The following is a 22,085-nucleotide window of genomic DNA, read 5'->3' as shown; positions in this document are numbered from 1 at the left end:
TTCCCAGACATTACTCACCCGTCCGCCACTCGTCAGCAAAGAAGCAAGCTTCTTTCTGTTACCGTTCGACTTGCATGTGTTAGGCCTGCCGCCAGCGTTCAATCTGAGCCATGATCAAACTCTTCAATTTAAAAGTTTGATGCTCAAAGAATTAAACTTCGTAATGAATTACGTGTTCACTCTTGAGACTTGGTATTCATTTAGCGTCTTGCGACGTTAAGAATCCGTATCTTCGAGTGCCCACACAGATTGTCTGATAAATTGTTAAAGAGCAGTTGCGACGCGGCTTTCAGCTCACTGTCGCGAGGTGGCGTATATTACGCTTTCCTCTTTCAGAGTCAACCCTGAATTTCAGGATTTTTTCTCTTCAACCGAACCGGCTGTTTGTGTGAAGTGATTCACATCCGCCGTGTCGATGGAGGCGCATTATAGGGTGTTCTCCGTAGGCCGCAATAGAAAAATTGCAAAAAAATGACTGACTGCTGCATTCCCCAGCAAAACCCCGCTTTATACCTTTTTACACACAGAGTTATCCACAATCATCAGCGTTATTTCTGTATTCCTGAACCGCTAATGGCAATCAAAATCGAGATCACCATCGAAACAAAAAAATTCGCGAGCGTTGCGCAAACGTTTTCGTTACAATGCGGGCGAAAAATAAAGATGCCCCGTTAGGGGCGTTAGCTGAGTTTTTTGCGAAAAATTCAGCTAACGCTCTCTGTAATAGTCAAATCCAGGGGATTTACCATGCAACAACGTCGTCCAGTCCGCCGCGCTCTGCTCAGTGTTTCTGACAAAGCCGGTATCGTCGAATTCGCCCAGGCACTTTCTGCACGCGGTGTGGAGCTGCTGTCTACAGGGGGCACTGCCCGTCTGTTAGCAGAAAAAGGCCTGCCGGTGACCGAAGTTTCCGATTACACCGGTTTCCCGGAGATGATGGATGGACGCGTGAAGACTCTGCATCCAAAAGTGCACGGCGGTATTCTGGGCCGTCGCGGTCAGGACGATGCCATTATGGAAGAACATCAGATCCAACCTATCGATATGGTGGTCGTTAACCTGTACCCATTCGCCCAGACCGTGGCCCGTGAAGGCTGCTCACTGGAAGATGCGGTTGAGAACATCGATATCGGCGGCCCAACCATGGTGCGCTCCGCCGCCAAGAATCATAGAGATGTCGCTATCGTTGTTAAGAGCAGCGACTATGACGCTATTATTGAAGAGATGGATGCCAACGAAGGTTCTCTGACTCTCAATACCCGTTTCGACCTCGCCATCAAAGCCTTCGAACATACCGCCGCCTATGACAGCATGATCGCCAACTACTTCGGTAGCATGGTTCCGGCTTATCACGGCGAGAGTAAAGAAGCGGCTGGCCGCTTCCCGCGCACACTTAACCTGAACTTCATTAAGAAGCAGGATATGCGCTACGGTGAAAACAGCCACCAGCAAGCTGCCTTCTATATAGAAGAGAATGTGAAAGAAGCCTCCGTTGCCACCGCAATCCAGGCTCAGGGTAAAGCCCTTTCCTATAACAACATCGCTGATACCGATGCGGCGCTGGAATGCGTGAAAGAATTTGCGGAGCCAGCCTGTGTGATTGTGAAGCACGCTAACCCCTGCGGTGTCGCCATCAGCAGCACGATCCTTGATGCTTACGATCGCGCGTATAAAACCGACCCAACCTCCGCATTCGGCGGCATTATCGCTTTTAACCGTGAGCTGGATGCTGAAACCGCGCAGGCTATTATCTCCCGTCAGTTTGTTGAAGTGATCATTGCGCCGTCCGCCAGCGAAGAAGCCCTGAAAATCACCGCCGCCAAACAGAACGTGCGCGTCCTGACCTGTGGTCAGTGGGGCGAGCGTGTTCCGGGCCTCGATTTCAAACGCGTGAATGGCGGTTTGCTGGTTCAGGATCGCGATCTGGGCATGGTTGGCGCAGAAGAACTGCGCGTGGTGACTAAACGCCAGCCGACCGAGCAGGAACTACGTGATGCGCTGTTCTGCTGGAAGGTGGCGAAGTTCGTGAAATCCAACGCCATCGTCTATGCCAAAAACAATATGACCATCGGGATTGGCGCGGGCCAGATGAGCCGCGTGTACTCCGCGAAAATCGCCGGTATTAAAGCCGCCGATGAAGGTCTGGAAGTGAAAGGTTCCTCGATGGCTTCTGACGCGTTCTTCCCGTTCCGCGACGGTATTGATGCCGCCGCCGCTGCGGGCGTGACCTGCGTAATCCAGCCTGGCGGTTCTATCCGCGATGACGAAGTGATTGCTGCCGCCGACGAGCACGGTATTGCGATGCTCTTCACCGACATGCGCCACTTCCGCCATTAATGGAGCGACAGATGAAAGTATTAGTGATTGGTAACGGCGGGCGCGAACACGCGCTGGCCTGGAAAGCGGCGCAATCGCCGCTGGTTGAGACCGTATTTGTCGCACCAGGTAATGCGGGAACGGCGCTGGAACCTGCGCTGCAAAACGTCGCTATCGGCGTGACCGATATCCCGGCGCTGCTGGATTTCGCGCAAAACGAAAAGATCGACCTAACCATCGTCGGCCCGGAAGCACCGCTGGTGAAAGGCGTAGTTGATACCTTCCGCGCCGCTGGGCTGAAAATCTTCGGCCCAACCGCAGGTGCCGCACAACTGGAAGGCTCGAAAGCATTTACTAAAGATTTCCTGGCCCGCCATAAGATCCCTACGGCGGAATACCAGAACTTCACCGAAGTAGAACCTGCATTAGCGTATCTGCGTGAAAAAGGCGCACCGATCGTTATCAAAGCGGACGGTCTGGCCGCCGGGAAAGGTGTTATCGTGGCGATGACACTGGAAGAAGCTGAAGCGGCTGTTCACGATATGCTGGCGGGCAACGCTTTTGGCGACGCGGGTCATCGCATTGTGATCGAAGAGTTCCTCGACGGCGAAGAAGCGAGCTTTATCGTGATGGTGGACGGCGAACATGTGCTGCCAATGGCCACCAGCCAGGATCACAAACGCGTAGGCGATAAAGATACCGGGCCGAACACCGGCGGGATGGGTGCTTACTCTCCTGCGCCAGTGGTGACCGATGAAGTTCATCAGCGCACGATGGAACGCATCATCTGGCCAACCGTAAAAGGCATGGCGGCGGAAGGCAACACCTACACCGGTTTTCTCTACGCGGGTTTGATGATCGACAAACAGGGTAATCCGAAGGTTATCGAGTTTAACTGCCGCTTTGGCGATCCGGAAACCCAGCCGATTATGCTGCGCATGAAGTCCGATCTGGTTGAACTCTGCCTGGCGGCCTGTGAAGGCAAGCTGGACGAGAAAACGTCCGAGTGGGATGAACGTGCTTCTCTCGGCGTGGTGATGGCTGCGGGTGGATATCCAGGGGATTACCGCACCGGCGATGTGATCCACGGCCTGCCGCTGGAAGAAGTGGAAGATGGCAAAGTGTTCCATGCGGGTACGAAACTGGCAGATGACGAGCAGGTGATCACCAGCGGCGGGCGCGTACTGTGCGTCACCGCGCTGGGTCATACCGTGGCAGAAGCGCAGAAACGCGCTTATGCCTTAATGACCGATATCCACTGGGATGATTGCTTCTGCCGGAAAGATATCGGCTGGCGCGCCATCGAACGCGAGCAGAACTAACGCGACAGTTTTGCCAATAGCGTTTTGCGCGTGATCCCTAACTGGCGGGCGGCTTCGGTTTTGTTGCCGCCCGTTTTCTCCAGCGCCGCCAGAATCACCTCCTTTTCCACTTCCACCAGCGGCTGAATATCCTGACTTTGCACCAGCGGAATCGACGTACTGGCAATCGCCAGCGGCAGCTCGCGTTCGGAAATATATTCCCCGGTCAGTAGCACCACCGCCCGTTCCACTGCGTTTTCCAGTTCACGAATATTCCCCGGCCAGTCGTAGTGAATTAGCAGATCCATCGCCTGCGGCGTAAAGCCTTTTACCGCCTTGCGATTACGTTCAGCAAAGCGCTGCAGAAAATGATCTGCCAACAGAGGAATATCTTCCCGCCGTTGACGTAGCGCCGGCACTTCAATCGCCACCACGTTCAGTCGATAGTAGAGATCCTGGCGAAAACGCCCGGCATTCACCTCTGCGGCAAGATCGCGATGGGTCGCGGCAATCAGCCGGACATCGACAGAAATAGTCTGGTTGCTGCCAACACGCTGGACTTCACGCTCCTGAATGGCACGCAGCAGACGAACCTGCATCATTGGAGAAATATCGCCAATTTCATCGAGAAACAACGTGCCGCCGTCCGCCTCAACAAAGCGCCCTTCCCGCCGTTTATCGGCACCGGTAAACGCCCCTTTTTCATGACCGAACAATTCGGACTCCAGTAAGGATTCGTTGAGTGCCGCACAGTTGAGCGTTACCAGCGGTTTTTCACTACGTGCGCTACTGGCGTGAATTGCTCTGGCAACCAACTCTTTGCCGGTGCCAGAATCGCCGTGGATCAACACCGTGGCTTCCGATGGTGCGACGAGGGCTATTTCACTGAGTAAGTGTTGCATCGCCGGGCTTTTCCCAACCATCCCAAACTGGCTGGCTAGCACGGTAGGCGTTTCAGAAGCGACAATCTGCGTATGAGCAAGCGCCTTTTCCAGCGTTGCCTGCAAGTTATCGAAATCCAGCGGCTTGATGAGATAATCCAGTGCCCCGGTTTTCAGCGCTTCTACCGCCGTCTCGACGCTGGAGTAAGCGGTCATAATCAGCACCGGAATTGCCGGATTTAACGCTTTAATCTCTTTCAGCGTGGCGATGCCGTCCATCTCCGCCATTCGCACATCGCAAAGCACAAGATCAAAAACCTGTTCCCGCACCTGCTCCAGCGCCTGTCGCCCGCTGTTCGCCAGCGCGACGTTATAGCCCCAGCCACGTAGCAATGCCTGCAAGATGGTGCAGTGGCTAATGTCATCATCCACCACCAGAATATCGATGTTATCGTGCTTCATCCTTGTGGGTCCTTACGATTAATATTCACCGGAAGCCAGAGGGTGAATGTTGCACCTTTCCCCTCCTGGCTGGCGACCTGAATTGTACCACCGTGTTGTTCAACAATATTATGCACAACCGCCAGCCCCAGCCCGGTGCCTTCGGCTTTGGTGGTGAAGTACGGGGTGAAGATAGCCTCCAGTTGATCTGCCGCAATTCCCTTACCGCTGTCGGTAACGTTAATTTTCACGCCATTGCCGCTTTCACTTGCCGTCACACTAATCACGCCATGCTCACCAATAGCCTGAATAGCATTGAGATAAAGATTTAACAGTACCTGAGTCAGTCTGTCCGGGTCGGCCTGAATTTCCGGCAACCCGTTGTTAGCGTTAAAGCACAACTGTATCTCACGACTCTGAGCGTCCTGGCTCACCAGTTGTAATGAATGGTTAATCAGGGTATTGAGCTCCACCGCCTGCAAAGCAAGGTGCGTTGGCTTGACCAGTTCCAGCAGTTCGCTCACCACGCGATTCAAACGGTCGGCTTCTTTCGCCATCACCTGCGCCAGTTGATGCGCTTCGCCCCCCGCGGGCGTGCGCTCGGCAAAATATTTCGCCAGTCCTTTAATCGATGAAAGTGGGTTACGGATTTCGTGGGCGACGCCTGCCGCCAAATGCCCCAGCGCCACCAGCTTCTCTTTGCGCTTCATTTCATCCTGCAATAACTGGCGCGAGCGAAGGTAACGGCGATACCAAAAGAATGACAACACGCTCGCCAGCAATACCGTCGCCAGAGCAAAGAGAATAATCAGGGTATTGCGCTTCTCCCCAATCTGGGTTGCAACCAGATCACTGGCATCAACAGCGATAAAAATAGCCTGTTGTGCATCTGCCTGTGGCTCAGGTTTGCCGTTACAGCGCGGCATATTATGCATCCCATGCCTCCAGGAGGCTGACATGGGCTGAAACAAACGATAGACCTCAAGCGCAGGCGTTTTTTCCGCGTCCTCAAGCAGTCGCCAGCGGGAGTTTTCCTCTGGCTTTAACTGCCGCATTTCATCAGGCGAATAGAGTGCACGCCCGACCATTTCTGGGTCACTGTGAAGAATGATAATGCCCTGCGCATCGGTGACCGCAAACCACAACACCCCTGGCTGGCCTGCCATCTCTTCCAGAAGTGCCTGTTGCTGCACATGGTGCATTCGCATCCCCATCCCTACGCGACTTCCTGACTCCAGAGCGCGAATGAGCACATTACCTTTTTCCAGTAATGCCTGGCGGTCAGCCTCGCTTGCCCGCCCATAATCGCGAATCACCGTCACCGCAAACAATCCCACCAGCCCAACAATGACTACGGGGAGGATCGCGCTTAACCATTTGGCTAATGTGTCTTTAGAACGTTGCATAAAACGCATCTTTTTCTTTGCCTGTTCATCCCTTTTTGACAGCACAAATCATGCCATCTTTTATTGCCCCCTACCCTGCGCTGTAACACAAACGCTTATCTTTCAATGAGTAAAAATGACTCGCTACCCACCACAAGCGGGTCATTTTTACTCGCTAACCGCGCCAGATTGCCCGTTACATCGGTGTTTCATCGTTGGCACGAAAGATGCAATACGTAAAGTAAGACAACCACTGGAGGATTAACCATGAAACGGAACACGAAGATTGCCCTGGTGATGATGGCGTTTTCAGCAATGGCGATAGGCTCAACAACTGCATTTGCCCACGGCGGACACGGTATGTGGCAGCAAAATGCAGCGCCTTTGACCAGCGAACAACAAACTGCGTGGCAGAAAATCCATAATGACTTTTACGCCCAAAGCAGCGCGCTGCAACAACAACTGGTGACGAAGCGTTATGAATACAACGCCCTGTTAGCCGCTAATCCACCGGATAGCAGCAAAATTAACGCAGTCGCCAAAGAGATGGAGACTTTACGTCAGTCATTAGATGAATTGCGAGTTAAACGGGATATTGCGATGGCTGAAGCGGGTATTCCACGCGGTGTCGGAATGGGCATGGGTTACGGTGGCTGCGGAGGTGGTGGCGGCCATATGGGTATGGGCCACTGGTAAATCAGAACGTCTTCTCGTTGGGTTGCCAGCGACAAAAGTCAGAGTTTGCCACTAACAGTAATTGTGAACCCTCGGGCGCTTCCAGCCATGCCACGCTCACATCAACAGAAGAGCGGCTCTGGCGGCGCTCGATATGCGCTATCGCCTGCGAATCTAAATCAGGCTTAATGGTTTGCCCTTCGCAGGTAGTCACAGTCTGTTCCATCGCATGCCAGCGTCCCTGACGCAGTACCACTCTCCCCTGACGTAAGGCGTCGCTAATCTGGCGGATCTGGTCTGCACGATAACGGTATAAATCGATTTGATCGTTAGAAAGCTGCTGCTTTTGCCCGTCGGATTCACGTTGCATAAAGCTCAGGTCACCGCGCTCGTCAAAGCGTGCGCGGATATTCACCGGCGGTTTGCTGTAAACGTTGATATTGATAAGCGTGAGGTTATCGCCCTGCCAGCGGTATTCACGGGTAGTGGTATCGCCATTGCGCCACGGACTGAACACGGCAAGCAGATGGATATTATCGCCGCTGTCTTTTCGCCAGATGCGCACTGCACCCTGGTCTTCGGCAAACCCACTGGCGGTAAAAGGGGGAAGTGAAGAGTTGTGGCTACAGGCAGAGAGAAACAGCACGCCTGCCAGCATCAATGTGCGACGCCAGAAAGACAAAAGGGGTGAAACCACCCCTTCGTTAAAACTGTTCACTGCCACGCAATCTTACTTAACTGCGTCTTTCAGTGCCTTGCCAGAAACAAATGCCGGTACGTTAGCTGCGGCGATTTTGATTTCTTTACCGGTCTGCGGGTTGCGGCCAGTACGCTCAGCGCGGTGGTTCACTTTGAAGGTTCCGAAACCAACCAGTTGTACAGCATCGCCTTCTTTCAGAGACTCAGTAATTGCAGCCAGAGTGGACTCCAGAGCAGCTTTAGCCTGGGTTTTGGACAGTTCTGCTTTCTCTGCAATTACATCAATCAGTTGAGTCTTGTTCATAAGTTATCCTTACAATGTGTTTATCGCTTGCTAAGCATCGAGTGCGACGGAAATGCCAGAATAGCACTCTCCTGCATACACGCACCGATAGCCACTTTTTTTCGCCCCCCAAATGTAGACCAGACGGGGGGCGAAAGGGAAGACTCCAGGTACGACAAATCAGGCGTTAATTCACGTTTTCTGGTCTTATTGCTGAAAAATTATACCAATATTGCTCTCACCCGCCTCACGCAGGTCTGCCCTAAGGCCTTTTATCAGCTCAATGTCGCGTTCTTCGCACTCGGCTAAAAGTCGGAATATTTCCCACTGAATGTCCCATTCTTGCTCAACGGCCGGGTTTTCTTTCAGCTCTTCATCGCTCATTTCGCGACCAGCCTGGGTCATTTCCAGCATCGCAACGGTGGTGATGGAAGTCTTACTGACTTCCACAGCGTGTTCCAGTGTTTCGCCACTCAAACGCGAATGAACCAGTTCACTTAACGCCACGCAGGCATCGATTGCCGGATAAACACCGTACAGATCGAAATCATCTGCTGAAGGGATAGCTTCCTCAAATTTCTCCAGTTGACTGTCGAAATTCACTTTTGCGTCTTTGACAGTCAGCGTTTCCCAGATGAGATCAAGAATGCGACGGTAAATCTGCCCATCACCGAAGCCGGTTTGCTGGCAGAACATGGCGTAATTGGGGTACATGCGTTCGCATAAACAGGCCATAAAAGTAACGTGCTGCCAGCTTTCCAGGCGCTCCAAGCGCAGATGAATCGGGTTTTGTAACATGTTGAGTTCTCAAATACGGAAATTATCCGCAGTTTACCTGAATTAGGGCTGATTTGCTGTATAGCGCACGAACGCCGGACGTTCCGAGGCCACAGCATCCGCCCAGCGCGTTGGTTCTGGCAGACGATAGCCTTTCATGCAGCGTTGTACCCACGCCAGCGCGCTATCCACGCTGATCCGATGACCAGTAGCAATAAACAGCGGATTACAGCGCGCTTTGCTACGCCAGACCCAGGCCAATTGCTCGCCTTTGTCCATCAACGGCGACAGCGCGCCCGGTTCGCTGGAGAGTGGTTCGAATTTACCGCATAGCCGTTTTTTCGCCACGCCAATGGTTGGCACATCGACTAATAAGCCAAAATGACTGGCGACGCCAAGACGACGCGGATGCGAGATCCCATGACCGTCGACAAACACTAAATCCGGTTTTTGCGACAGCATCTCCCACGCTGCCAGCAGCGCAGGATATTCGCGGAAGGAAAGAAAACCAGGAATGTAAGGCATGGTGGTGGCGATGCGAGCCACTTTATACTCCACCAGCTCAAGAGTGGGATATTTCAGCAGCACTATCGCCGCTCGCGTCACATCTCCGCCCTGCTCAAACCCAACATCGGCTCCGGCGATCAGATCCGGAGGATCTTTATCGAGTCGATCCTCGCGGATCACAGAAGAGGCCAGTTCAAGTTGTTGAGCGCGTAATGACGCGAGATCCATAATCACTCCTTAACGGTGGTACTGTTCGGACAACCGATGTACTGCCTCCACAAAGACACCGGCATGTTCTGGCGGTACATCCTGGTGAATGCCGTGACCAAGGTTGAAGACATGACCTTCACCATGACCGAAACCGGCAAGAATTGTCGCCACTTCTTCTTCAATGCGGGCTGGCGGCGCATACAGCATCGATGGGTCCATATTGCCCTGCAACGCGACTTTATTACCCACGCGGCGGCGCGCATCAGCGATATCCGTTGTCCAGTCGAGACCCAGCGCATCGCAACCAGTTTCCGCCATCGCTTCCAGCCACTGTCCACCGCCTTTGGTAAACAGTGTTACCGGCACACGGCGGCCGTCGTTTTCACGCAGCAACCCATCGACAATTTTATGCATGTAGTAGAGCGAGAACTGTTGATAGTCACGTCCGGTGAGCACGCCGCCCCAGGTGTCGAAAATCATCACCGCTTGCGCACCGGCTTTGATTTGCGCGTTCAGGTACAGGGTGACGCTTTTCGCCAATTTATCGAGTAGCGCATGCAGCGCTTGCGGATCGGCATACATCATTTTTTTGATCACGGTGAAAGCTTTGCTACTACCGCCTTCCACCATGTAGGTCGCCAGCGTCCACGGGCTGCCGGAAAAACCAATTAGTGGTACTTCGCCTTTCAGTTCGCGACGAATGGTACGTACTGCGTTCATCACGTAACCCAGTTCATCTTCCGGATCCGGAATCGGCAGTTTATCGACGTCTGCTTTACAGGTGACTGGCGAGGTGAATCGCGGGCCTTCTCCGGCTTCAAAATAGAGTCCTAACCCCATTGCATCCGGAACGGTGAGAATATCGGAAAACAGAATCGCCGCGTCCAGCGGATAGCGACGTAGCGGCTGCAAGGTGACTTCGCACGCCAGCTCGGCGTTTTTGCACAACGACATAAAATCGCCCGCCTGAGCGCGAGTAGCTTTATATTCCGGTAGGTAGCGACCCGCCTGGCGCATCATCCATACTGGAGTGACATCAACAGGCTGGCGCAGCAGCGCCCGCAGATAACGATCGTTTTTGAGTTCGGTCATTTTGGCTGTTCCTTAGTGCGTCAGGCGGTCAGTGTATCATCACTCATACTCTGCCCGACACATCGCCACCGTATCTTCTATCAGACGGCGCGCCACAGTGCCCGGTGGTGGCAATAATGGTAAATCGTCGTAGCGATACCAGTTCGCCTCCAGCAGTTCTTTCGGATCAATCACGATGTCACCACTGTCATACTCCGCCATAAACGCAGTCATCAGCGACTGAGGAAACGGCCACGGCTGAGAGGTCACATAACGCAAATTCCTGACTTTGATGCCACTCTCTTCCATCACTTCCCGCGCGACCGCCTGTTCGAGGGTTTCTCCGACTTCGACAAATCCGGCGAGTACCGTATGGACACCGTTACGATGCCGGGTATGCTGGGCAAGTAGGATCGAATCATCGCGACGGATGGCAACGATAATGCAGGGAGCGATTTGTGGGTAGTAACGCTCACGGCAGTGGCTGCACAGCATCGCCCATTCGGTTTTGCTTGGGTACATTTCATGCCCGCAATATCCGCAGTATTTATGCGAACGGTAAAACTCCGCCAGTTGCACGCCGCGTCCGGCTAATTGAAACAGCCCGACGTCCAGATCAATAACCTGGCGCACCGAGCCCATATCATGGCGACGCTGCTGTTGTACCAGCCAAACAGGTTCTCCTTGCCATTCGCCTATCTGCAGTGCGCGCTGACCCACAAGATCAAAATTTGCCGCTTTGCCATATGGCAATTCTCCCTTCGGCAACCATAATTTTTGCTCATGGCTGACTATCCACCAACCGTGATCTAATTTTTCAATTATACGATCCATAGCTCTTGCACTACCTTTGCTTCACTGGCATGTTTAACATGTTTTTTACATTCTCACTGAGCAGTTTTTGAAGACAAACTTGCGGAGTCAATCATGCTTAACCAGCTCGATAACCTGACGGAACACGTCAGAGGAAGTAACAAACTGGTTGATCGCTGGCTACATGTACGTAAGCATCTGCTCGTGGCTTACTACAATTTGGTTGGCATTAAGCCTGGCAAAGAATCGTACATGAGGCTAAACGAAAAAGCCCTTGATGATTTTTGCCAGAGTCTGGTCGATTACCTTTCTGCCGGGCATTTCAGTATTTATGAGCGCATTCTGCATAAACTGGAAGGCAACGGGCAGCTCGCTCGCGCCGCGAAGATTTGGCCGCAACTGGAAGCCAACACGCAGCAGATTATGGATTACTACGATTCCAGTCTGGAAACCGCCATAGATCATGATAATTATCTTGAGTTTCAACAGGTTTTATCTGACATCGGTGAAGCGCTGGAAGCACGCTTTGTGCTGGAAGATAAGCTAATTCTGCTGGTGCTTGACGCTGCCCGCCTCAAACATCTTGCTTGAGTTATGCGCTGTTAACGCGTAATTTACATTCAACGCCCCGTTTGCGGGGCTAATTTCTTGTCGGAGTGCCTTAACTGGCTGAGACCGTTCATTCGGGATCCGCGGAACCTGATCAGGCTAATACCTGCGAAGGGAACAAGAGTTAATCTGCTATTGCATCGCCTTTGCGGCGATCATCTCTTGCTTCATCCGTCGTCTGACAAGCCACGTCCTTAACTTTTGGAATGAGCTATGTCTGCAACAAAACTGACCCGCCGCGAGCAACGCGCCCAGGCCCAACATTTTATCGATACCCTGGAAGGCACCGCCTTTCCCAACTCAAAACGGATTTACATCACCGGCACACATCCTGGCGTGCGCGTGCCGATGCGTGAGATCCAGCTTAGCCCGACGCTAATCGGCGGCAGCAAAGAACAGCCACAGTACGAAGAAAATGAAGCGATTCCGGTCTACGATACCTCCGGCCCGTATGGCGACCCGCAAATCGCGATTAACGTACAGCAAGGGCTGGCAAAACTGCGCCAGCCGTGGATCGATGCACGCGGCGACACTGAAGCACTCACCGTTCGCAGTTCCGATTACACTAAAGCGCGACTGGCGGATGATGGCCTCGATGAACTGCGTTTTAGCGGCGTATTAACGCCAAAACGCGCCAAAGCAGGCCATCGCGTTACGCAGTTACACTACGCCCGCCGGGGCATCATCACGCCGGAGATGGAGTTCATCGCCATTCGCGAGAACATGGGGCGCGAGCGCATCCGTAGCGAAGTTTTGCGCCACCAGCATCCGGGTATGAGCTTTGGTGCTCGCCTGCCGGAAAATATCACCGCGGAGTTTGTCCGTGACGAAGTCGCTGCCGGACGCGCCATTATCCCCGCCAATATCAATCATCCGGAATCTGAGCCAATGATCATTGGTCGCAACTTTCTGGTGAAAGTGAATGCCAATATCGGCAACTCAGCGGTCACCTCTTCCATTGAAGAAGAAGTGGAAAAACTGGTGTGGTCCACGCGCTGGGGAGCGGATACTGTGATGGATCTCTCTACCGGTCGCTATATTCACGAAACCCGCGAGTGGATTTTGCGCAACAGCCCGGTGCCGATCGGTACTGTGCCGATCTATCAGGCGCTGGAAAAGGTTAACGGGATCGCTGAAGATCTTACCTGGGAAACGTTCCGAGACACGCTGCTGGAACAGGCCGAGCAAGGTGTGGATTACTTCACGATTCATGCGGGCGTTCTCCTGCGCTACGTGCCAATGACCGCTAAACGTCTGACCGGTATTGTGTCGCGCGGCGGTTCGATTATGGCGAAATGGTGCCTCTCCCATCATCAGGAAAACTTCCTCTATCAACACTTCCGCGAAATTTGTGAAATCTGCGCCGCTTATGACGTTTCGCTGTCGCTGGGCGATGGCCTGCGTCCCGGTTCGATTCAGGATGCTAACGATGAAGCACAGTTTGCCGAGCTGCATACGCTGGGCGAACTGACCAAAATCGCCTGGGAGTATGACGTGCAGGTGATGATTGAAGGCCCCGGGCATGTGCCGATGCAAATGATTCGCCGCAATATGACCGAGGAGTTAGAGCACTGCCACGAAGCACCGTTCTATACCCTCGGGCCGCTGACTACCGACATTGCGCCGGGCTATGACCATTTCACTTCGGGGATTGGCGCAGCGATGATTGGCTGGTTTGGCTGCGCGATGCTCTGCTACGTAACGCCAAAAGAGCACCTGGGTCTGCCCAATAAAGAAGACGTTAAGCAGGGACTTATCACCTATAAGATTGCCGCCCACGCCGCCGACCTGGCAAAGGGGCATCCGGGCGCACAAATTCGCGATAACGCCATGTCGAAAGCCCGTTTCGAATTTCGCTGGGAAGACCAGTTTAATCTGGCCCTCGATCCGTTTACCGCCCGCGCTTACCACGATGAAACCCTGCCGCAAGAGTCTGGCAAGGTCGCCCATTTCTGCTCGATGTGTGGACCGAAATTCTGCTCGATGAAAATCAGCCAGGAAGTGCGCGATTATGCCGCCGCGCAAACCATTGAAGTAGGAATGGCGGATATGTCGGAGAACTTCCGCGCCAGAGGCGGAGAAATCTACCTGCGTAAGGAGGAAGCATGATGTATCAGCCTGATTTTCCTCGTGTACCTTTTCGTTTAGGGCTGTATCCAGTAGTGGACAGTGTGCAGTGGATCGAACGCATGCTGGACGCGGGCGTGCGCACCCTCCAGCTACGCATTAAAGATCAGCGCGATGAAGAGGTGGAAGCTGATGTCGTAGCGGCAATTGAACTGGGTCACCGCTATAACGCACGACTGTTTATCAACGATTACTGGCAACTGGCGATCAGGCATCAGGCGTATGGCGTCCATCTGGGGCAGGAAGATTTGCAATCCACCGATCTCGCCGCTATCCGCGCGGCAGGCCTGCGGCTGGGCGTTTCGACCCATGATGACATGGAAATCGACGTCGCGCTGGCAGCACGCCCTTCTTATATCGCGCTGGGGCATGTGTTCCCCACGCAAACCAAACAGATGCCTTCCGCGCCGCAGGGGCTGGCGCAACTGGCTCGGCACATTGAGCGCCTGGCTGATTATCCCACCGTGGCGATTGGCGGTATCAGTCTGGCGCGCGCACCTGCGGTGATGGCGACGGGTGTCGGTAGCATCGCCGTCGTCAGTGCCATTACCCAGGCGACAGACTGGCGTGCGGCAACAGCTCAGTTGTTGGAAATTGCAGGAGTTGGCGATGAATGACCGTGATTTTATGCGTTATAGCCGCCAAATCCTGCTCGACGACATCGCCATTGAAGGCCAGCAAAAACTGCTCGACAGCCAGGTGCTGATTATCGGCCTTGGCGGGCTGGGTACGCCTGCTGCGCTGTACCTGGCTGGCGCTGGTATCGGAACTCTGGTGCTGGCAGATGACGACGATGTGCATTTGAGTAATCTGCAGCGGCAAATCCTCTTTACCACTGAAGATATCGACCGCCCGAAATCGCAGGTCTGCCAACAGCGACTGACGCAATTGAATCCCGATATTCAACTGATGGCATTACAACAACGGCTAACGGGTCATGCCTTAAAAGATGCGGTAGCACAAGCCGATGTGGTGCTCGACTGTACCGACAATATGGCGACTCGCCAGGAGATTAACGCCGCCTGCGTGGCACTCAACACGCCGCTTATCACCGCCAGCGCGGTCGGTTTTGGTGGTCAGTTGATGGTACTGACGCCGCCCTGGGAACAGGGGTGTTATCGCTGTCTGTGGCCGGATAACCTGGAGCCTGAACGCAACTGCCGCACGGCGGGCGTGGTTGGCCCGGTGGTCGGGGTTATGGGTACTTTGCAGGCACTGGAAGCAATTAAGTTATTAAGCGATATAGAGACACCTGCGGGAGAACTCCGTTTGTTCGACGGTAAATCGAACCAGTGGCGCAGCCTGGCGTTGCGCCGCGCCACAGAATGCCCTGTATGTGGAGGATGCAATGCAGATCCTGTTTAACGATCAACCGATGCAGTTCGCCGCCGGACAAACTGTTCACGAGCTGCTGGAGCAACTCAATCAACAACAAGCGGGCGCTGCGCTGGCGATTAATCAACAAATCGTCCCGCGCGAGCAATGGGCGCAACATATCGTGCAGGATGGCGACCAGATCCTGCTTTTTCAGGTTATTGCAGGGGGGTGAGATGTTACGTATTGCGGACAAAACGTTTGATTCACATCTGTTTACCGGCACCGGGAAATTCGCCTCTTCGCAACTGATGGTGGAGGCGATCCGCGCTTCCGGCAGTCAACTGGTGACGCTGGCAATGAAACGCGTCGACTTGCGCCAGCACAACGACGCTATCCTCGATCCGCTTATCGCTGCGGGTGTGACGCTGCTGCCGAATACTTCCGGGGCGAAAACAGCAGAAGAAGCCATTTTCGCTGCTCACCTGGCACGTGAGGCGTTAGGCACACACTGGCTGAAGTTGGAGATTCACCCTGACGCCCGCTGGTTGTTGCCCGATCCCATCGAAACCCTGAAAGCCGCCGAAACACTGGTGCAGCAGGGATTTGTCGTGCTGCCCTACTGCAGTGCCGATCCGGTATTGTGCAAACGTCTGGAAGAAGTCGGTTGCGCGGCGGTAATGCCGCTCGGCGCACCAATTGGCTCTAATCAGGGACTGGAAACCCGCGCCATGCTGGAGATTATTATCCAGCAAGCCACGGTTCCGGTGGTGGTTGATGCGGGCATCGGCGTTCCGAGTCATGCCGCGCAGGCGCTGGAAATGGGGGCCGACGCCGTATTAGTAAATACAGCGATTGCCGTCGCGGACGATCCCATCAACATGGCAAAAGCATTTCGTCTGGCAGTAGAAGCTGGCCTGCTGGCGCGTCAGGCTGGGCCTGGCAGCCGAAGTAGCTTTGCTCATGCCACCAGCCCACTGACCGGATTTCTGGAGGTTTCAGCATGAAAACCTTCAGCAATCGCTGGCGAGAACTGGACTGGGACGACATCCGTCTGCGCATCAACAGTAAAACGGCCGCTGACGTAGAGCGGGCGCTAAATGCGCCGTCACTTACCCGCGACGACATGATGGCATTGCTCTCGCCTGCCGCCAGTGATTATCTGGAACCACTGGCCCAACGGGCGCAACGTCTGACACGCCAACGATTTGGCAATACCGTCAACTTCTACGTCCCGCTCTATCTTTCTAATCTTTGTGCTAACGACTGCACCTATTGTGGATTTTCCATGAGCAATCGCATCAAGCGCAAAACGCTGGATGAAGCAGACATCGCCAGGGAAAGCGCCGCTATTAAGGCAATGGGCTTTGAGCATCTGTTGCTGGTCACCGGTGAACATCAGGCGAAAGTAGGGATGGATTACTTTCGTCGCCACCTTCCTATCCTGCGTGAACAGTTCTCTTCGCTACAGATGGAAGTACAACCACTGACAGAAGCGGAATACGCCGAGTTAAAGCAACTTGGTCTGGATGGGGTAATGGTTTATCAGGAGACATATCACGAGGCGACGTATGCCCGCCATCATCTGAAAGGGAAAAAACAGGACTTCTTCTGGCGACTGGAAACACCAGACCGACTGGGTCGTGCGGGGATTGATAAGATAGGCCTTGGCGCGCTAATCGGCCTTTCCGACAACTGGCGCGTTGACTGCTACATGGTTGCCGAGCATTTGCTGTGGCTGCAACAGCATTACTGGCAAAGCCGCTACTCTGTCTCCTTCCCACGGTTGCGGCCATGTACTGGCGGCATTGAACCAGCGTCGATTATGGATGAACGCCAGCTAGTGCAAACCATCTGCTCCTTCCGCCTGTTTGCGCCGGAGATTGAACTCTCACTCTCCACGCGGGAATCACCGTGGTTTCGCGATCGCGTTATTCCGCTGGCAATAAATAACGTCAGCGCCTTCTCGAAAACGCAGCCAGGTGGCTATGCCGACGGTCACCCTGAACTGGAACAATTCTCACCGCACGACGATCGCAGGCCAGAAGTTGTTGCCGCCGCGTTGACCGCCCAGGGCTTGCAGCCGGTATGGAAAGACTGGGACAGCTATCTGGGACGCGCCTCGCAACGGTTTTGAGACTGAATGTAAGAGCATAAATTTATTCCGAGCAGTTACGAAAGATGGAAAACGGAAACTTGTTGAAAGTCTTCCGTTTTTTTATGGTAGTGCCGTCAGCAGGAATGTTGTCCAGGGCGAAAAGCTTCTTCCTCGTTTCGCCCTGCCTTTCTTAATATTTCTGGTTAACTATATGAATTCTGAACTAAACCCATAAAAAAACCCGCCGAAGCGGGTTTTTAAGTTATTTGTGGATTAACGATTACTCGTTGTCAGAACCACCCAGACCTGCGTTCAGCAGTTCTGCCAGGCTGGCAGATGCGTCTTCTGCAGTCACCTGCGGTGCAGCCGGAGCCTCACCTGCGGCACGGCGGCGCATACGATCCTGGTGATACGCATAACCCGTACCGGCTGGGATCAGACGACCAACGATAACGTTCTCTTTCAGACCGCGCAGTTCATCACGTTTACCTGCAACAGCGGCTTCGGTCAGGACACGTGTAGTTTCCTGGAACGATGCTGCAGAGATGAAGGACTCGGTTGCCAGAGACGCTTTGGTGATACCCAGCAGATCGCGGGAGTAAGTTGCCCCCACTTTGCCGTTCGCTTCCAGTTCGCGGTTTGCGATCTTGACGCGAGAGTATTCAACCTGTTCGCCTTCCAGGAAGTCGGAGCTACCTGCGTTAACGATGGTGGCTTTACGCAGCATCTGACGAACGATAACTTCGATGTGTTTATCGTTAATCTTAACGCCCTGCAGACGGTATACGTCCTGTACTTCGTTAACGATGTAACGAGTAACAGCATGAACACCACGCAGACGCAGAATGTCGTGCGGTGCTTCCGGACCGTCGGAAATAACGTCACCACGTTCTACACGTTCACCTTCGAACACGTTGAGCTGACGCCATTTCGGAATCATCTCTTCGTACGGTTCGCTGCCGTCTACCGGGGTGATAACCAGACGACGTTTGCCTTTGGTTTCTTTACCGAAGGAAACGACACCGCTGATTTCAGCCAGGATTGCCGGCTCTTTCGGACGACGAGCTTCAAACAGGTCTGCAACGCGCGGCAGACCACCGGTGATGTCTTTAGTACCGCCAGATTCCTGCGGAATACGCGCCAGAGTGTCACCAGAGCTGATCTGTACGCCATCTTCCAGTTGAACAATCGCTTTACCCGGCAGGAAGTACTGCGCAGGCATATCAGTACCTGGGATCAGAACGTCGTTACCCTGAGCATCAACGATTTTCAGTGCCGGACGCAGATCTTTACCACCTGCGGTACGCTCTGCAGAATCCAGAACAACCAGCGAAGACAGACCGGTCAATTCGTCGGTCTGACGAGTAATGGTCTGGCCGTCGATCATGTCAGTAAAGCGAACAAAACCGCTTACTTCAGTGATAACTGGCATGGTGTGCGGATCCCAGTTTGCAACGGTTTCGCCGCCAGCAACCTGTTCGCCATCGCCTTTCGCCAGTACCGCACCGTAAGGCACTTTGTAGCTTTCTTTGGTACGACCAAATTCGTCGATCAGTTTCAGTTCGGTGTTACGGGAAGTGATAACCAGTTTACCGCTGGAGTTCACAACCGACTTCACGTTGCTGAGTTTGATGCTACCTTTGTTTTTCACCTGGATGCTGGATTCAGCAGCCGCACGCGATGCCGCACCACCGATGTGGAACGTACGCATGGTCAACTGTGTACCCGGTTCACCGATGGACTGTGCCGCGATAACACCGATAGCTTCACCTTTATTGATGATGTGGCCACGCGCCAGGTCACGACCGTAGCAGTGCGCACATACACCAAAGTCGGTGTCACAAGATACAACAGAACGAACTTTAACCGCGTCGACAGAGTTCTCTTCCAGCAGGTCACACCACTGTTCGTGCAGCAGTGTGTTGCGCGGAACGAGGATGTCAGCAGTACCCGGCTTCAGAACGTCTTCAGCAGTTACACGACCCAGTACGCGATCGCGCAGCGGCTCTTTAACGTCGCCACCCTCGATAACTGGGGTCATCATGATACCTTCATGAGTACCACAATCATCTTCGGTAACCACCAGGTCCTGCGCGACGTCAACCAGACGACGAGTCAGGTAACCGGAGTTCGCGGTTTTCAGTGCGGTATCCGCCAGACCTTTACGAGCACCGTGGGTGGAGATGAAGTACTGGAGTACGTTCAGACCTTCACGGAAGTTCGCGGTGATTGGCGTTTCGATGATGGAGCCATCCGGCTTCGCCATCAGACCACGCATACCCGCAAGCTGACGAATCTGTGCCGCAGAACCACGCGCACCGGAGTCGGCCATCATGTAGATGCTGTTGAAGGAAACCTGCTTCTCTTCCTGACCGTCACGGTTAATAACGGTTTCAGTTTGCAGGTTATCCATCATCGCTTTGGATACACGATCGTTCGCCGCAGCCCAGATATCGATAACTTTGTTGTAGCGTTCGCCCGCAGTTACCAGACCAGACTGGAACTGCTCCTGAATTTCAGCAACTTCTGCTTCTGCCTCGGAGATGATTTCGTGTTTCTTCTCCGGGATGACCATGTCATCGATACCAACAGATGCACCGGAACGCGCTGCATATGCAAAGCCGGTGTACATGATCTGGTCCGCAAAAATAACGGTCGGTTTCAGACCGAGAATGCGGTAGCAGGTGTTCAGCATTTTGGAGATTGCTTTTTTACCCAGCGCCTGGTTGACGATGGAGTAAGGCAGACCTTTCGGTACAATCATCCACAGAATGGCACGGCCAACGGTCGTGTCTTTCAGGCTGGTTTTCGCGACTAATTCACCGTTAGCATCTTTTTCATACTCGGTGATACGCACTTTAACGCGCGCATGCAGAGAGGCCAGGCCAGCGCGATAAATACGCTCAGCTTCTTTCGGGCCAGTCAGCACCATGCCTTCGCCTTTGGCGTTAACACAGTCACGGGTCATGTAGTACAGACCCAGCACAACGTCCTGAGACGGAACGATGATTGGTTCGCCGTTCGCCGGAGACAGGATGTTGTTGGTAGACATCATCAGCGCACGCGCTTCGAGCTGGGCTTCCAGCGTCAGCGGTACGTGAACAGCCATCTGGTCACCATCGAAGTCGGCGTTATATGCCGCACAAACCAGCGGGTGTAGCTGGATAGCTTTACCTTCGATCAGTACCGGCTCAAATGCCTGGATACCCAGACGGTGCAGAGTCGGTGCACGGTTCAGCAGTACCGGGTGTTCGCGGATAACTTCGTCCAGGATATCCCAAACGACAGCTTCTTCACGTTCAACCATTTTCTTAGCAGCTTTGATGGTGGTAGCAAGACCACGCAGTTCCAGCTTGCCGTAGATGAACGGTTTGAACAGCTCCAGCGCCATTTTCTTCGGCAGACCGCACTGATGCAGACGCAGGTATGGACCTACGGTGATTACAGAACGACCGGAGTAGTCAACACGTTTACCGAGCAGGTTCTGACGGAAACGACCCTGTTTACCTTTGATCATGTCGGCCAAAGATTTCAGAGGACGCTTGTTAGAACCGGTGATCGCACGACCGCGACGACCGTTATCCAGCAGGGCATCAACCGCTTCCTGCAGCATACGTTTTTCGTTACGTACGATGATGTCCGGCGCTGCCAGATCCAGCAGACGTTTCAGACGGTTGTTACGGTTAATGACGCGACGATACAGATCGTTCAGGTCAGAAGTCGCGAAACGACCACCATCCAGCGGAACCAGCGGACGCAGATCTGGCGGCAGAACCGGCAGAACGGTCAGGATCATCCACTCTGGCTTGTTACCAGACTGAACGAATGCTTCCAGCAGTTTGATACGCTTGGTCAGTTTTTTACGCTTGGTTTCGGAGTTGGTTTCGTTCAGCTCTTCACGCAGAGTTTCACACTCTTGCTCCAGATCCATGCTCTTCAGCAGTGCCTGAATAGCTTCCGCACCCATCTTCGCGTCGAATTCATCACCGAACTCTTCCAGCGCATCCAGATACTGTTCTTCAGTCAGGATCTGTTGACGTTCCAGGTTGGTCATACCGCCTTCGATAACAACATAGGATTCGAAGTACAGTACGCGTTCGATATCACGCAGCGGCATATCGAGCAGCAGACCGATACGGGACGGCAGCGATTTCAGGAACCAAATGTGCGCAGTCGGAGAAGCCAGCTCGATGTGACCCATACGCTCACGGCGTACTTTAGTCTGGGTCACTTCAACGCCGCACTTCTCACAGATGACGCCGCGGTGTTTCAGGCGCTTGTACTTACCGCACAGGCACTCGTAATCTTTTACCGGCCCAAAGATACGGGCGCAGAAAAGGCCGTCACGTTCTGGTTTGAACGTACGGTAGTTGATGGTTTCCGGCTTTTTAACTTCACCGAAAGACCATGAACGGATCATGTCTGGCGAAGCCAGAGCAATTTTGATCGCATCAAACTCTTCGGTTTTAGTCTGCGCTTTCAGAAACTTTAATAAATCTTTCACGGATTTGCTCCCGTCGGAGTTAGCACAATCCGCTGCCGGGTTTTACCCCGACAGCAGTGACCTGTTTGAGCGAG

At 53.6% G+C, this 22,085-nt stretch carries 19 protein-coding genes, 1 rRNA gene and 1 riboswitch; of the genes, 10 read left to right on the top strand and 10 right to left on the bottom strand.

From position 1 onward, the window contains the following. Window positions 1-130, bottom strand: a 16S ribosomal RNA gene (locus A31E_RS0123250); the annotation flags it as partial. Window positions 131-747: 617 nt separating this feature from the next. Here A31E_RS0123250 and purH point away from each other — a divergent pair. Then, complete coding sequence (gene purH / locus A31E_RS03025; protein ID WP_016249459.1) at window positions 748-2,337, top strand: bifunctional phosphoribosylaminoimidazolecarboxamide formyltransferase/IMP cyclohydrolase; 1,590 nt, start codon at window positions 748-750, stop codon at window positions 2,335-2,337. 11 nt (window positions 2,338-2,348) lie between these two features. Then, window positions 2,349-3,638, top strand: a complete 1,290-nt coding sequence (gene purD, locus A31E_RS03030) for a phosphoribosylamine--glycine ligase (RefSeq protein ID WP_001517541.1) — start codon at window positions 2,349-2,351, stop codon at window positions 3,636-3,638. On the opposite strand, the gene zraR is transcribed toward purD, so the two are convergent. Together zraR and zraS are read right to left on the bottom strand one after the other, a co-directional pair. Then, window positions 3,635-4,960, bottom strand: coding sequence for a sigma-54-dependent response regulator transcription factor ZraR (gene zraR, locus A31E_RS03035; RefSeq protein WP_000679878.1), 1,326 nt, complete (start codon window positions 4,958-4,960; stop codon window positions 3,635-3,637). The genes purD and zraR overlap by 4 nt on opposite strands. Then, a complete protein-coding gene (gene zraS, locus A31E_RS03040; protein WP_001211947.1) occupies window positions 4,957-6,354 on the bottom strand; it encodes a two-component system sensor histidine kinase ZraS in 1,398 nt (465 codons plus the stop codon). Before zraS ends, zraR begins: the two co-directional genes overlap by 4 nt. Window positions 6,355-6,591: 237 nt before the next feature. Between zraS and zraP the strand changes: the two genes are divergently transcribed. Beyond that, window positions 6,592-7,020 (top strand): zinc resistance sensor/chaperone ZraP, encoded by a 429-nt coding sequence (gene zraP, locus A31E_RS03045; protein WP_000828219.1) that lies wholly within the window; start codon window positions 6,592-6,594, stop codon window positions 7,018-7,020. Window position 7,021: 1 nt separating this feature from the next. On the opposite strand, the gene A31E_RS03050 is transcribed toward zraP, so the two are convergent. The 6 genes from A31E_RS03050 to nudC form a co-directional block, all read right to left on the bottom strand. After that, the gene (locus A31E_RS03050) at window positions 7,022-7,717 is read right to left on the bottom strand and encodes a DUF1481 domain-containing protein (RefSeq protein ID WP_010375907.1); all 696 of its coding nucleotides are present in this window, start codon (window positions 7,715-7,717) and stop codon (window positions 7,022-7,024) included. Window positions 7,718-7,729: 12 nt separating this feature from the next. After that, window positions 7,730-8,002: a nucleoid-associated protein HU-alpha gene (gene hupA / locus A31E_RS03055; protein WP_001044513.1), complete on the bottom strand. Its 273-nt coding sequence runs from the start codon at window positions 8,000-8,002 to the stop codon at window positions 7,730-7,732. A 186-nt stretch (window positions 8,003-8,188) separates the two neighbouring features. After that, entirely contained in the window at window positions 8,189-8,779 is a 591-nt protein-coding gene (locus A31E_RS03060; protein WP_000940106.1) for a YjaG family protein, read from the bottom strand. Between the two features lie 42 nt (window positions 8,780-8,821). Then, the gene (gene nfi, locus A31E_RS03065; RefSeq protein ID WP_000362400.1) at window positions 8,822-9,493 is read right to left on the bottom strand and encodes a deoxyribonuclease V; all 672 of its coding nucleotides are present in this window, start codon (window positions 9,491-9,493) and stop codon (window positions 8,822-8,824) included. Window positions 9,494-9,502: 9 nt separating this feature from the next. Then, window positions 9,503-10,567, bottom strand: coding sequence for a uroporphyrinogen decarboxylase (gene hemE, locus A31E_RS03070; RefSeq protein WP_000137657.1), 1,065 nt, complete (start codon window positions 10,565-10,567; stop codon window positions 9,503-9,505). Window positions 10,568-10,606: 39 nt separating this feature from the next. Further along, a complete protein-coding gene (nudC, locus tag A31E_RS03075) occupies window positions 10,607-11,380 on the bottom strand; it encodes an NAD(+) diphosphatase (protein ID WP_000373924.1) in 774 nt (257 codons plus the stop codon). Window positions 11,381-11,473: 93 nt separating this feature from the next. On the opposite strand from nudC, the gene A31E_RS03080 reads away from it, so the two are divergent. The 7 genes from A31E_RS03080 to thiH all read left to right on the top strand — a co-directional run bounded on the left by A31E_RS03080 (window position 11,474) and on the right by thiH (window position 17,546). Continuing rightward, the gene (locus A31E_RS03080) at window positions 11,474-11,950 is read left to right on the top strand and encodes an Rsd/AlgQ family anti-sigma factor (RefSeq protein WP_000934291.1); all 477 of its coding nucleotides are present in this window, start codon (window positions 11,474-11,476) and stop codon (window positions 11,948-11,950) included. A 51-nt stretch (window positions 11,951-12,001) separates the two neighbouring features. Beyond that, a riboswitch (TPP riboswitch) is annotated at window positions 12,002-12,102 on the top strand. Between the two features lie 79 nt (window positions 12,103-12,181). Then, entirely contained in the window at window positions 12,182-14,077 is a 1,896-nt protein-coding gene (thiC, locus tag A31E_RS03085; protein WP_001517538.1) for a phosphomethylpyrimidine synthase ThiC, read from the top strand. Then, entirely contained in the window at window positions 14,077-14,712 is a 636-nt protein-coding gene (gene thiE / locus A31E_RS03090; RefSeq protein WP_024191932.1) for a thiamine phosphate synthase, read from the top strand. The genes thiC and thiE overlap by 1 nt, the downstream gene beginning before the upstream one ends. Further along, window positions 14,705-15,460, top strand: coding sequence for a thiazole biosynthesis adenylyltransferase ThiF (thiF, locus tag A31E_RS03095; RefSeq protein WP_001517536.1), 756 nt, complete (start codon window positions 14,705-14,707; stop codon window positions 15,458-15,460). The genes thiE and thiF overlap by 8 nt, the downstream gene beginning before the upstream one ends. Next, the gene (gene thiS / locus A31E_RS03100; protein ID WP_001166252.1) at window positions 15,444-15,644 is read left to right on the top strand and encodes a sulfur carrier protein ThiS; all 201 of its coding nucleotides are present in this window, start codon (window positions 15,444-15,446) and stop codon (window positions 15,642-15,644) included. Before thiF ends, thiS begins: the two co-directional genes overlap by 17 nt. 1 nt (window position 15,645) lies before the next feature. Continuing rightward, window positions 15,646-16,416 carry a thiazole synthase gene (gene thiG, locus A31E_RS03105; protein ID WP_000944086.1) on the top strand — a complete coding sequence of 257 codons (771 nt, stop codon included), beginning with the start codon at window positions 15,646-15,648 and terminating at the stop codon, window positions 16,414-16,416. After that, entirely contained in the window at window positions 16,413-17,546 is a 1,134-nt protein-coding gene (gene thiH, locus A31E_RS03110) for a 2-iminoacetate synthase ThiH (protein WP_001517534.1), read from the top strand. The genes thiG and thiH overlap by 4 nt, the downstream gene beginning before the upstream one ends. Window positions 17,547-17,787: 241 nt before the next feature. Here the strand turns inward: thiH and rpoC are convergent, their stop codons facing one another. Further along, on the bottom strand, window positions 17,788-22,011 hold the full coding sequence (gene rpoC / locus A31E_RS03115; RefSeq protein ID WP_000653962.1) for a DNA-directed RNA polymerase subunit beta': 4,224 nt from the start codon (window positions 22,009-22,011) through the stop codon (window positions 17,788-17,790). Between the last annotated feature and the right edge of the window lie 74 nt (window positions 22,012-22,085).

Origin of the sequence: Escherichia sp. KTE159, assembly GCF_000408805.1 — a bacterium.
GTDB classification, from domain to species: Bacteria; Pseudomonadota; Gammaproteobacteria; order Enterobacterales; family Enterobacteriaceae; genus Escherichia; species Escherichia marmotae.
Note: the sequence above shows the minus strand (reverse complement) of the source record. Positions and strands in the feature narration are given on the sequence as shown.

Coding starts and splice junctions, on each gene's coding strand:
- thiH (WP_001517534.1), top strand. CDS start 16,413: ATGAAAACCTTCAGCAATCGCTGGCGAGAACTGGACTGGGACGACATC.
- zraR (WP_000679878.1), bottom strand. CDS start 4,960: ATGAAGCACGATAACATCGATATTCTGGTGGTGGATGATGACATTAGC.
- nfi (WP_000362400.1), bottom strand. CDS start 9,493: ATGGATCTCGCGTCATTACGCGCTCAACAACTTGAACTGGCCTCTTCT.
- thiE (WP_024191932.1), top strand. CDS start 14,077: ATGTATCAGCCTGATTTTCCTCGTGTACCTTTTCGTTTAGGGCTGTAT.
- purD (WP_001517541.1), top strand. CDS start 2,349: ATGAAAGTATTAGTGATTGGTAACGGCGGGCGCGAACACGCGCTGGCC.
- thiF (WP_001517536.1), top strand. CDS start 14,705: ATGAATGACCGTGATTTTATGCGTTATAGCCGCCAAATCCTGCTCGAC.
- zraP (WP_000828219.1), top strand. CDS start 6,592: ATGAAACGGAACACGAAGATTGCCCTGGTGATGATGGCGTTTTCAGCA.
- purH (WP_016249459.1), top strand. CDS start 748: ATGCAACAACGTCGTCCAGTCCGCCGCGCTCTGCTCAGTGTTTCTGAC.
- thiS (WP_001166252.1), top strand. CDS start 15,444: ATGCAGATCCTGTTTAACGATCAACCGATGCAGTTCGCCGCCGGACAA.
- A31E_RS03060 (WP_000940106.1), bottom strand. CDS start 8,779: ATGTTACAAAACCCGATTCATCTGCGCTTGGAGCGCCTGGAAAGCTGG.
- hupA (WP_001044513.1), bottom strand. CDS start 8,002: ATGAACAAGACTCAACTGATTGATGTAATTGCAGAGAAAGCAGAACTG.
- thiG (WP_000944086.1), top strand. CDS start 15,646: ATGTTACGTATTGCGGACAAAACGTTTGATTCACATCTGTTTACCGGC.
- zraS (WP_001211947.1), bottom strand. CDS start 6,354: ATGCGTTTTATGCAACGTTCTAAAGACACATTAGCCAAATGGTTAAGC.
- thiC (WP_001517538.1), top strand. CDS start 12,182: ATGTCTGCAACAAAACTGACCCGCCGCGAGCAACGCGCCCAGGCCCAA.
- A31E_RS03080 (WP_000934291.1), top strand. CDS start 11,474: ATGCTTAACCAGCTCGATAACCTGACGGAACACGTCAGAGGAAGTAAC.
- nudC (WP_000373924.1), bottom strand. CDS start 11,380: ATGGATCGTATAATTGAAAAATTAGATCACGGTTGGTGGATAGTCAGC.
- hemE (WP_000137657.1), bottom strand. CDS start 10,567: ATGACCGAACTCAAAAACGATCGTTATCTGCGGGCGCTGCTGCGCCAG.